The following is an 11,452-nucleotide window of genomic DNA, read 5'->3' on the forward strand; positions in this document are numbered from 1 at the left end:
GCCGCAGACATGCAGGATTGCACATCCGCATCGCCATACCGATGAGCAGGATTACTTCATATACACACCTGCTCAAACAGCCGCAGACATGCTAGATTACATATCCGCATCGCCGTACTGATGAGCAGGATTACTTCATATACACACCTGCTCAAACAGTAACGAACATGCCGGATGACCTATCCGGCATCGCCGAACTGATGAGTCATTTACTCCCGTTCAAACAGCGCCATGGACTCCAGATGACCGGTGTGAGGGAACATGTCGAGCATGCCGAGGCGCACCAGACGATAACCCCCTTTCACCAGCACCTGACTGTCCCGCGCCAGGGTGACCGGGTTACAGGAGACGTAGACCACCCGCTTGGGTGAAAGTTTCACGACGTGTCCCATCACTTCCAGCGCGCCGGGGCGAGCCGGATCCAGCAGCACCAGATCAAACCCTTCCCGCGCCCAGGACATGCCGACGATGTCATCGCTCAGGTCGGCCTTGTAGAAACGGGCATTGGTGATGCCGTTGCGACGGGCGTTCTCTTCGGCCCGCTGCACCATGGCCAGTTCACCTTCGACACCCACCACTTCGCGAGCCTGACGGGCCAGCGGCAGGGTGAAGTTGCCGATGCCGCAGAAGAGATCGAGCACCTTGTCATCCTTGCTCGCCCCGAGCCATGTCAGCGCCTGCTCAACCATGCTCTGGTTGATGGGGCCGTTGACCTGAATGAAATCACCGGGAGCAAATGCAAGAGACAGGCCATCCAGCGAGTAGGATGGGGAAAATTGTTGCTGCAGCGCTTCGATACGATCATCGGCCGCCTGCAGGTAGAGGTCGATCCCCTGCGCTTTTGCAAACTCCACCAGCAGGGCGCGATCCGCCTCATTGGGGCGGCCGGTGTGGCGCAGCAGCATCATGATCCCCTGTTCGGCCTGGATTAGCTCCGCATGGCCCAGCTCGCGCTGGCTCTTGAGGCGATTGAGGCATTCACGCAGCGGGGCAATCAGCGCAGAGAGCGGTTCGGCCAGCACAGGGCAACTGTCGATCTCCACCAGATCGTTGCTGTTGCGGCGGCGGAAACCGACCCGGGTGCAGCGACCATTCTTGTCAAATTTGATGGCCAGACGACAGACCCGGCGGTAAGCGCGATCTTCACCGGTCAGTACCGGCTCCAGCGCCGGCGCCTTGATGTTGCCCAACCGCTCGAACAGGCTGACCAGTCCCGCCGCCTTGGCGGCTTGCTGATCGGCAACCGACATGTGCTGGGCACTGCAACCGCCGCACTCGCGATAGTGGCTGCAAAAGGGGGCGATACGATTGGCCGCCGGGGTCACCACCTGTTGCAAGGCGGCGTGACCATACTGTTTTTTCTCTTCGGTGATGCGTGCCTTGACGGTCTCGCCGGGCAGTGCCCCTTCGACGAAGATCGCCTTGCCCTGATGGCGACCGATACCGACGCAGTGGTGATCGAGGGTGTCTATCGTAAATTCAATGCGTTGGAGCTGGGTGGACTTCTTTTGGGGCTTGAAAAACTGGGCCATAAAACTTGGTGCCTATAGGTGGCTATGTCATGATTGTGGAATCTGCTGCCGGGTATTGTCCCACAAGAATAATAGTATGACCAAATACGGCCACAGAGCCCGTGTATTGCCATCAACCCTATCGCCAACCCTGTTCACTGGTGGCCTGTTCGTATGACCAAATATGGCCTGAGAGCACGCGTTCTCGCCTTCACCATCCTGCCGACCCTGATCATCGGTGGCCTGATGGCCGGTTACTTCACCTTCCACCGCTACCAGCAGCTGGAAAACAACCTCATTGATCAGGGGATCAACATTATCGAACCGCTGGCGATCGCCAGTGAATACGGGATGACCCAGCACAGTCGAGAATCCCTCAAGCGGCTCATTGGCCTGACCCATCGCAAGAACTCCCCCTTCATCAAGTCCATCGCGGTTTTCACCCAGGACAACCAGCTGTTCGTTACCTCGAACTACCACCGGGATTTCACCCGACTCAGACTGCCCGATGGCGAGCCCATTCCGGATCTGACCAGCGTGACGTTTCAGGGGGACGACATCATTTTGCGCACCCCGATCCAGGCTGAAACCAGTCTGGATGGCTTCCCGCTGCCCAGCGATGTAGAGCCGCCGATGATCGGCTACATCTCGATGCAGATGGCGACCGATAGGGCCATGCTGCTGCAGTACCGCGACACCTTCTTTGCGGTGATCATGGTGCTCATCGGGGTCGCCTTCAGTACCCTGTTTGGCTTCCGTCTGGTCAAGAGTGTGACCCAACCCATCACCAACATGGTGCAGGCGGTGCACAAGATCAGGGAGGGGCGGCTCGATACCCGGGTCAGCGGCCAGCTCACCGGCGAGCTGGATATGCTGAAAAACGGCATCAACGCCATGGCCAAAGCGCTCTCCGAATATCACGAAGAGATGCAGCAAAATATCGATCAGGCCACCTCTGACCTGCGCGAAACCCTCGAGCAGATAGAGATCCAGAACGTCGAGCTCGACATGGCCAAGAAGCGGGCGCAGGAGGCGGCGCGGGTCAAGTCGGAGTTTCTGGCCAACATGTCCCACGAGCTTCGTACACCGCTCAACGGGGTCATCGGTTTTACCCGCCAGTTGCTGAAAACCAGCCTGACCCCGAGCCAAACCGACTACATGCAGACCATCGAGAAGTCGGCGCGCAACCTGCTTGGCATCATCAACGACATCCTCGACTTCTCGAAGTTGGAAGCGGGCAAGCTGCAGCTGGAACATATCCCGTTCAGCCTGCGCGACACTCTCAACGAGACCATGCACCTGCTCGGCCCCAGCGCCCACGACAAGCAGCTGGAGCTCTCCCTGCGGGTGGATGCCGATGTGCCGGACTACCTCACCGGCGACCCCATGCGTCTGCAACAGGTGCTGACCAACCTCACCGGCAACGCCATCAAGTTCACCGAACAGGGCAACGTGGATGTCCATATCGAGCAGACCGGCAGTGGCAACCACAAGGTGAGGCTCAACGTCCAGATCCGCGATACCGGCATCGGCATCTCCCAGGAGCAGCAACATCAGCTGTTCCAGGCCTTCAATCAGGCCGACTCCTCCATCTCCCGCCGTTATGGCGGCACGGGCCTGGGGCTCGTTATCACCCAGAAGCTGGTGCAGCAGATGGGCGGCCAGATCCGCTTTGAATCGGAGCTCGGCAAGGGCTCCCTCTTCTCCTTCAGTCTGGATGTGGAGGTATCCCCCCTGCCCCAGACCGATCAATTGCCGCTGGATCGGATCCGTGGCAAGCGGCTCTGGCTGCTGGAACCGGATCCCTTCGCGCAAGCCTCCCTGCTCGCCCTGTTGGCGGAGTGGCACCTCGACGTGCACCCACTGACCAGCGATGATCCCTGGCCTGAGATGAGCGAGCAGGAGATGGTGATCATCGGCAGCAGCACCCTGCATACGCCGCAGCAGGTGCTCGGCCGTCTCGACAGACTGAACGGCCAGCAGCAGAACACCATAGTGCTGCTCAGCAGCCACGAGCCGGCGCTCTATGAAGCGATGCTGGCCCATGGCGCCCAGCACTGTCTCTCCAAACCGGTCAACCACCGCAAGCTGCTGCACGCCCTGCTCTCGCCGGAATCGAGCCGCCAGAAACTGCCCGCCCAGCCTGCTCCGCGCCAGTTGCAGCCAATCAAGGTGCTGGCGGTGGATGACAACGCCGCCAACCTCAAGCTGATCGCCGCCATGCTCAAGGAGATGGTGAGTCAGGTGGTGGTGTGCAAAAACGGCAAGGAAGCGGTCAAGCAGGCCCAGAGCCAGCCGTTCGACATCATCTTCATGGATATCCAGATGCCGGTCATGGATGGCATCAGTGCCACCCAGGCTATCCGCAACCAGTCCCTCAACACCACCACCCCGATCGTGGCGGTGACCGCCCACGCCATCCCCGGAGAACGGGAGCGGCTGATCCGGCAGGGGATGGACGACTATCTGGCCAAGCCCATCGACGAGAGCATGCTGGCCCAGCTCATCACCGACTTTGCCCATCGGCGCCACCAGAATAATGGTGCCCAACAGATCGACTGGGCACTGGCGGTGCGGCAGGCGGCGGGGAAAGAGCATCTCGCCAGAGAGATGCTGACCATGCTGCTGGCCAGTTTCGACGAAGTGGAACCAGTGCTGGATAGCGCGCTGGCTGGCGAAATTGAAGATAGCGAGGTGCTGGCCCAGCTCCATCGCCTCAACGGTGGCTGTGCCTATTCCGGGGTGCCTGGGCTGCAACGGCTGCTCTCCCAGCTGGAGCAACAGCTGCGTGACGGCGTGCCGGTGAGCGAGCTGGAACCCGAGCTGCTGGAGCTGCAAGATGCACTGGAACTGGTGCGCCAGGAGGCGCCCCGCTATCTCGGCAAAGCTTGATGAGCTTGACCTGAACTGTATCGGCCCCCGCTTTTTCTGACGCGAGGGCCGCCAGATGGTAAAGTTGCGCCGTTTACACAGGAGTCAGCATGACCAACAACGATATTCTGCGCCGTCTGCGCTACGCCCTCACCATCAGCAACGACCAGATGGTCGAGATGTTTGCCAAGGGCAACCTGACGGTCACTCACGCCCAGCTGCACAGCTGGTTGATGAAAGAGGCGGCGGAAGGTGAAGAGCAAGAGGCAGGCTATGTCGCCTGTCCCGACTCGGCCCTGAGCCAGTTCCTCGACGGTTTCATCATCGCCCGCCGCGGCGTGCGGGAAGATGCACCGGCCCAGGTGATCCCGAACCGGATCAACAACAACATGATCTTGCGCAAGCTGCGCATCGGTCTCAACTTCAAGGAAGAGGATATGCTCGGCACCCTCAAGCTCGCCGACTTCAACCTCTCCAAGTCCGAGCTCAGTGCCCTGTTCCGCTCCAAGGATCACAAGCACTATCAGGATTGCGGGGATCAGATCCTGCGCAACTTCCTGATCGGCCTCACTGCCAAGTACCGCGGCTGACCAGCTGCGCGACTGACTAGGCAGAGCCTTCGACATGTGCCAGCGACTCACTCCTCCCACGCTCAGCAACCTGGCTGCAGCAGGGGGATGGCGCTGGCACAGTCTTCTTCCCCTCTTCTTTCTGCCACTGGTTCTGCTGCTGGGTGGTTGTACTCCGTCCGAATACCAGCTATCTACCCGCTATCAGAGCGCCAACCAGAACGAGCGGATCGCCTTTCTGATCCTTCACTACACCGACGAAGACGATGCCAATTCCTTGCGCCTGCTGACCGAGCCGGAGCACAAGGTGAGCGCACACTACCTGATCCCCCGCGACAGCCGCGAAACACCGCTCACCGTCTATCAGCTGGTGCCGGACAGCGCGCGCGCCTGGCATGCCGGACGCAGCCGCTGGCACCAATATGCCGGGCTCAATGCCAGCTCCCTTGGCATCGAGATCGTCAACCTCGGCTATCCAGCAGAAGATGAGCCGCTGGCCCCCGATGTCCGCCGCTGGCAACCCTATACCCCGCAGCAGATTGCCGCCGTCGGCGCCCTCAGTCGGGAGCTGGTCGCCCGCTACCAGATTCCACCGACCCAGGTGCTGGGCCACAGCGATGTCGCCCCCGAGCGCAAGCAGGATCCCGGCCCCCACTTCCCCTGGCGCCAGCTCTATCTGACGTACGGAGTCGGCGCCTGGCCAGATGAAGATCGGGTGGCCGAGCTACTGGCCAGCACCTTGCCCGATTGGGATGCGGCCATGTGGCAACAACAGCTGGCCCGCTATGGCTATGGCCTGCCCCGGAGCGGCCAGTGGGATGAGCAGAGCCGCGCCGTCATGGGCGCCTTTCAGCTCCACTTTCGCGCCAGCAAGGTCGATAGCAAACCGGACCGCGAGTGTCAGGCCATCCTGATGGCGCTGCTCGAAAAATACTTCCCCTAATCCTCATCCATTGCCCCCGTTGCTGCGTACTGTTTGATAGCCGTTAGCTATCAAACAGTTAGGCACAAACAATTGTCCCTGCATTTTGCAAGGCGTTACTCTGACTACGTTCCGAAAGAGAATTTAAAACCGATTTCCAAATCTGGAGGTGAATGATGAAAAGCCCGATTGGTCTTGATACTGCTCAATCACAAGCCCTGGCAGCCGAGTTGAACAAATTGCTGGCCAGCTACCAGATCCTCTACATGAACGTGCGCGGCTTCCACTGGAATATCCGTGGCAACCAGTTCTTCGAACTGCACCTGAAATTTGAAGAGATTTACAATGACCTGCTGCTGAAAGTCGATGCACTGGCCGAGCGGATCCTGACCCTGGATGGCGTGCCAATGCACAGCTTCAGTGACTACCTGAAAGTCTCTGCCATCCCAGAGCAAAAAGGGCTGCACGATGGCCGCGCCTGTGTCGAATCCCTGCTGGATAGCTTCCGCGAACTGCTGGTCGCCCAGCGCCGTATTCTGGGCCAGGCCGCCGAAGCCGGTGATGAGGGCACTGCCTCCATCCTCTCCGACTATGTGCAGCAGCAGGAAAAACTGGTCTGGATGCTGCGCGCTTATCTGGCCTGATAGTGAACCAAGCCGACTACAGCGTACGTATGATTGCTTGAGTAAGTACCGGGCCGAAAGCTCCTGACCAGACCACGGCCCAATCCGTCTGATTGTTATGTTCTGTTGCAAACCTGAGTTGTCTCTCCTTTTATCCACCCGCTTGCCGCCCTGTTTGGGCGGCTTTTTTGTTTTTGATCTGCATCAAGGGAATCTTAATTGGCAAATTGAATACCTATTAAGTTTTTCGCGAGAGGAATAGAATCGCCACAAAACAGACAACTGAAATGTCCAATTGGGAGAGACATGATGTTTTGTGTGCAATGTGAACAGACAATTCGTACCCCGGCAGGCAACGGCTGTGCCTACGCACAAGGTATGTGCGGCAAAACGGCGGAAACCTCGGATCTGCAGGATGTACTGATCTATACCCTGCAGGGGCTCAGCGCCTGGGCGCTGGCCGCCCGTGAGCAAGGCATCATAGATCGCGAGATCGATGCCTTCGTGCCCAAGGCCTTCTTCGCCACCCTCACCAACGTCAACTTCGACTCGAATCGCATCGTGGCCTACGTCAATCAGGCCCTCGCCTATCGCCAGCAGCTGGCCGATCGTCTGACCGCCATGGCGGTGCAGGTCAACGACTTGCCACACTCCGCTTACTTCGAACCCGGTGCCGAACTGCTGGAGCAACTTGCCCATGCCGCACCAGCCGCCCCCAATCGGGGCAAGAGCGAGGTGAACGAGGACATCATGGGGCTGCGTCTGCTCTGCCTTTACGGCCTCAAGGGAGCCGCCGCCTATATGGAGCACGCCCGGGTGCTGGATCAGCAGAGTGACGAGGTGGCCGCCGAATTCCACCGCATCATGAGCTGGCTCAGCACAGACCCGAGCGAAATGGGTCGGCTGTTCAGCTGTGCCATGGAGATCGGTCAGCTCAACTTCAAAATCATGGAGATGCTGGATCTCGGTGAAACCAGCGCCTTCGGTCACCCGGAACCCACCCAGGTGCGCGTCACCCCCATCCCCGGCAAGTGCATTCTGGTCTCCGGCCACGACATGATGGATCTCAAACTCATTCTGGAGCAGACCAAGGGGACTGGTATCCATGTCTACACCCACGGCGAGATGCTGCCCGCGCTGGCCTACCCCTTCTTCAAGCAGTACCCCCATCTGGTGGGCAACTACGGCTCCGCCTGGCAAAACCAGCAGAAAGAGTTTGCCAACTTCCCGGGCGCCGTGGTGATGACCTCCAACTGCATCATCGACCCGAACGTGGGCAACTACTCGGACCGCATCTTCACCCGCTCCATCGTCGGCTGGCCGGGCGTCACTCATCTGGAAGGGGATGATTTCTCCGCGGTGATCGCCAAGGCTCTGGCACTCGATGGCTTCAAGCACACCGAGCTCGAGCACTTCATCACCATTGGCTTTGCCCGCAACGCCCTGATGCAGGCCGCACCGGCGGTGATTGAGAAGGTCAAAGCCGGGGAGATCAGCCACTTCTTCCTGGTGGGTGGCTGTGACGGCGATAAGGCCGAGCGCGCCTACTTCACCGAGTTTGCCAAGGCGGCGCCCCGCGACAGCCTGCTGCTCACCCTGGGCTGCGGCAAGTACAAGTTCAACAAGCTCGACTTTGGCGACATCGGCGGCATTCCGCGCCTGCTGGACGTGGGCCAGTGCAACGATGCCTACTCCGCCATCCAGCTGGCGCTAGCACTCTCCGAGGCGTTCGAGTGTGGGGTCAACGATCTGCCGCTGACGCTGGTGCTCTCCTGGTTCGAGCAAAAAGCCATCGTGATTCTGCTCACCCTGCTCTCCCTCGGGGTGAAAGACATTCGTACCGGCCCGACCGCCCCCGCCTTCCTCACCCCGGCGCTGCTCAAGGTACTGGAGGAGCAGTTTGGCCTGAAAGGAACCACCACGGCCGAGGCTGACTTGGCCGAGATCCTGGCGGCCTGATCGGCACCTCATGTTGTAAGCGTTTGGCGAGCCGCCCGGCTCGCCTTTTTTCTGGATCCGGCTTTTTCACCAGACGTTTTTCGAACCGTTTCAAACCTAAGGAGCCTTGTGATGACCTCTCTCACGCTCACCTGCATTGGCCGCCAACAGAACACCCACGACGTAGTGAGCTGGCAGCTGGCGCCGCTTTCCGGCAGCCTCCCTCCCGTGCTGGCAGGCCAGTGCATCACCCTGCATACCGAGATAGACGGCCAGCCCCACTGCCGTGCCTATACCCTCTCCTCCAGCCCGCAGGATGCATGCTGGCAAGTGACTATCAAGGATGTGGGACGGGTTTCTCGCCATCTGCACCAGACCCTGCAAGTGGGAGACAAGATCCGGGTGGATGGCCCGTTCGGCGATTTCAACCTGACCGCCCTGCCTTGCGAACGGCCACTGCTGCTCAGTGCCGGTTCCGGCATCACCCCCATGTGGGCCATGTTGCGAGACGAACTGGCCAAACGGCCGGATGCCGATATTCGCTTTATCCATAGCGCCCGTTCGTCGAAGGATGTGATCTTCGCAGACGAGCTGGCGACCCTGACCGCGGCCCATGCCGGTGTGCGTCATGCCCTGATACTGGAAGAGGCGCCGAAGGGTCATCCCTGGGTGGGCCGACTCACCCCCGCCATGCTGGCCGAACTGGCCCCGGATCTGCGCGAACGCCATGTCTATCTCTGCGGCCCAGCCCCCTATATGGCGGCGGTCAGCGCCATGCTGGCTGAGCTGGGACTGCCGCCGGAGCAGTTGCATCAGGAGTCTTTTGGCCTTCCTCCAGCAGAGCCTGCCACCACCACCAGCGACCACTTCTGGCTGACCCTGAAAAAGAGCGGCAAAAAGGTGAAGATCCTGCCGGGTCAGACCCTGCTGGCGGCTCTGGAAGCGGCGGGCGAAACCATGATGGCGGCTTGTCGCGCCGGGGTATGTGGCAGCTGTCGTTGCACCACCACAGGTGACATCGAGCGCCAGAGCGTGATGACCTTGAGTGCGCAGGATCTGGAGAGCGGCGTGGCTCTGGCCTGTTCCTGCACTGCGAAAGGGGATATCAGTCTCGATTATTGAGATACACAAAGGGCTTCATTGGTATCTCAACCTTTTCCCGAGCGGGCAGGACGGGTAGACTCGGCCCCAGTTTCACCAGAACACGGGATAAAAAATGACAATACTGGTCACAGGGGGCGCCGGCTATATCGGCTCCCACACCCTGGTTGAGCTGCTGGGCGCGGGGCAGCAGGTCGTGGTACTCGACAACCTATCCAACTCCTCACCGGAGTCACTCAAGCGGGTCGAGCAGATCACCGGCAAGCCGGTCACCTTCGTCGAAGGGGATGTGCTGGACAGAGCCTGCCTGCAGCAGCTGTTCGCCAACCACCAGATCGAATCAGTCATCCACTTCGCCGGTCTCAAGGCGGTCGGGGAGTCGAGCCAGATCCCGCTCACCTACTACCAGAACAACATCAGCGGCACTCTGGTGCTGTGCGAAGAGATGGCCAAGGCCGGGGTTTTCCGGCTGGTATTCAGCTCCTCGGCCACCGTCTATGGCGATCCCGCCTCGGTGCCGCTGCGGGAAGATTTCCCCACCAGCGCCACCAACCCCTATGGTCGCTCCAAGCTGATGGTGGAGGAGATCCTGCGTGATCTCGCCAAATCCGATCCCCGCTGGGCTATCGTACTGCTGCGTTACTTCAACCCGGTCGGCGCCCACGAGAGCGGCCTGATTGGTGAAGATCCCAACGGCATCCCCAACAACCTGCTGCCCTATATCAGCCAAGTGGGTGTCGGCAAGCTCAAGGAGCTGGGGGTATTTGGCAACGACTACCCGACCCCGGATGGCACCGGCGTACGCGACTACATCCATGTGGTGGATCTCGCCATCGGTCACCTGAAAGCACTGGCACGCATCAAGAGCGACACCGGCGTCTTCACCTACAACCTGGGCACAGGTCAAGGCTACTCGGTACTGGAGATGGTCAAGGCGTTTGAAGCGGCCAGTGGCCGACCCATTCCCTACCAGATCAAACCCCGTCGCCCGGGCGACATCGCCGAGTGCTGGGCAGAGCCAACGCTGGCCCGTGCCGAGCTGGGTTGGCAGGCTGAGCGCGGTCTGGAGCAGATGATGGTCGATACCTGGCGCTGGCAAAGCAACAACCCGAACGGCTATCAAGGCTGATCTCTCGCGGGTGGATAACAAAACGCCCCGACATTTTCATGTCGGGGCGTTTTATTTTGCGACGTTCAATCAGTGGGTCTGACTGCGCAGCAGCGGCACACGGGCCAATCGGGGGGCAATGCGCTCTATCAGCCGATCAGCCAGCGGGGTCAGCAGCAACCAGGGCAGGCAGAGGGTCGCCAGCCCCAGCGCGCCGACGTAGACATCGGTAAACCAGTGGGCGCCAGCCAGAATGCGCGGCGCGGAAAAGATCGGCACCATCAGCAATGCGGTGACTCCCGCCCAGCGCGGCAGATAGCGCAAGGCATAGCCGGCGAAGATCATCAGGAACAGAGCGTGATCCCCGGGGAAGCTATCACCGGAAGAGTCCTTGGTCGGAATAGCGCTGATCTGGGTCACCCGCAGCGCATCGGGCACCATCAGGGTCGGGCTGGGTCGCTCCACCGGCAATCGGTGACCAAGCTGGTTGATCACCAGTGCACTTAGCAGCATCACTATACCCATTGCCACCAGCTGGCGACGACCCGCCAGATCCCGTGCAAAGAAACATCGGGCCAGGATCAACCCCATACAGGCCAACACCGCCAGATCGAACAGCCGGTTATTGGTGATGGCCACCAGATCGGCCCACAGAGCCGACTGCCCGAACCAGCCGTTAACGGTATGAAAAATCGCGAGGTCCCACTGATCCCAGGGACCATGAGCGGGCAGCGCAGCCCAACTGATGGCCACCAGACCACCGACCAGATAGCAAAGCAGGAACTTGCCCATGGGGACTCTCCTTTGGA

9 protein-coding genes are annotated in these 11,452 nt (G+C 60.1%); 7 read left to right on the forward strand and 2 right to left on the reverse strand.

Translation table 11 applies throughout. The annotated features are described in order from the left end of the window. Positions 1–209 precede the first annotated feature (209 nt). Positions 210–1,532 (reverse strand): 23S rRNA (uracil(1939)-C(5))-methyltransferase RlmD, encoded by a 1,323-nt coding sequence (gene rlmD, locus ACTG2G_RS07265; RefSeq protein WP_100645155.1) that lies wholly within the window; start codon positions 1,530–1,532, stop codon positions 210–212. A gap of 153 nt (positions 1,533–1,685) precedes the next feature. Between rlmD and barA the strand changes: the two genes are divergently transcribed. From barA to galE, 7 genes are all read left to right on the forward strand, one after another. Then, positions 1,686–4,403 (forward strand): two-component sensor histidine kinase BarA, encoded by a 2,718-nt coding sequence (gene barA, locus ACTG2G_RS07270; RefSeq protein WP_439985326.1) that lies wholly within the window; start codon positions 1,686–1,688, stop codon positions 4,401–4,403. 89 nt (positions 4,404–4,492) lie between these two features. Next, on the forward strand, positions 4,493–4,972 hold the full coding sequence (locus ACTG2G_RS07275) for a DUF1456 family protein (RefSeq protein WP_005335594.1): 480 nt from the start codon (positions 4,493–4,495) through the stop codon (positions 4,970–4,972). Between the two features lie 34 nt (positions 4,973–5,006). Continuing rightward, positions 5,007–5,894, forward strand: a complete 888-nt coding sequence (locus tag ACTG2G_RS07280) for an N-acetylmuramoyl-L-alanine amidase (protein ID WP_439985327.1) — start codon at positions 5,007–5,009, stop codon at positions 5,892–5,894. A 155-nt stretch (positions 5,895–6,049) separates the two neighbouring features. Continuing rightward, entirely contained in the window at positions 6,050–6,517 is a 468-nt protein-coding gene (locus ACTG2G_RS07285; protein ID WP_005362843.1) for a Dps family protein, read from the forward strand. Between the two features lie 288 nt (positions 6,518–6,805). Beyond that, a complete protein-coding gene (gene hcp, locus ACTG2G_RS07290; RefSeq protein WP_439985891.1) occupies positions 6,806–8,455 on the forward strand; it encodes a hydroxylamine reductase in 1,650 nt (549 codons plus the stop codon). 111 nt (positions 8,456–8,566) lie between these two features. After that, positions 8,567–9,556, forward strand: a complete 990-nt coding sequence (locus tag ACTG2G_RS07295) for an FAD-binding oxidoreductase (protein WP_439985328.1) — start codon at positions 8,567–8,569, stop codon at positions 9,554–9,556. A 94-nt stretch (positions 9,557–9,650) separates the two neighbouring features. Then, positions 9,651–10,664 carry a UDP-glucose 4-epimerase GalE gene (gene galE, locus ACTG2G_RS07300; protein ID WP_005335608.1) on the forward strand — a complete coding sequence of 338 codons (1,014 nt, stop codon included), beginning with the start codon at positions 9,651–9,653 and terminating at the stop codon, positions 10,662–10,664. A 69-nt stretch (positions 10,665–10,733) separates the two neighbouring features. Here the strand turns inward: galE and ACTG2G_RS07305 are convergent, their stop codons facing one another. Continuing rightward, positions 10,734–11,435 (reverse strand): phosphatase PAP2 family protein, encoded by a 702-nt coding sequence (locus tag ACTG2G_RS07305; RefSeq protein ID WP_439985329.1) that lies wholly within the window; start codon positions 11,433–11,435, stop codon positions 10,734–10,736. Between the last annotated feature and the right edge of the window lie 17 nt (positions 11,436–11,452).

The sequence above is a fragment of the Aeromonas sp. 55A genome, assembly GCF_051919665.1.
Classification (GTDB): Bacteria; Pseudomonadota; Gammaproteobacteria; order Enterobacterales; family Aeromonadaceae; genus Aeromonas; species Aeromonas veronii.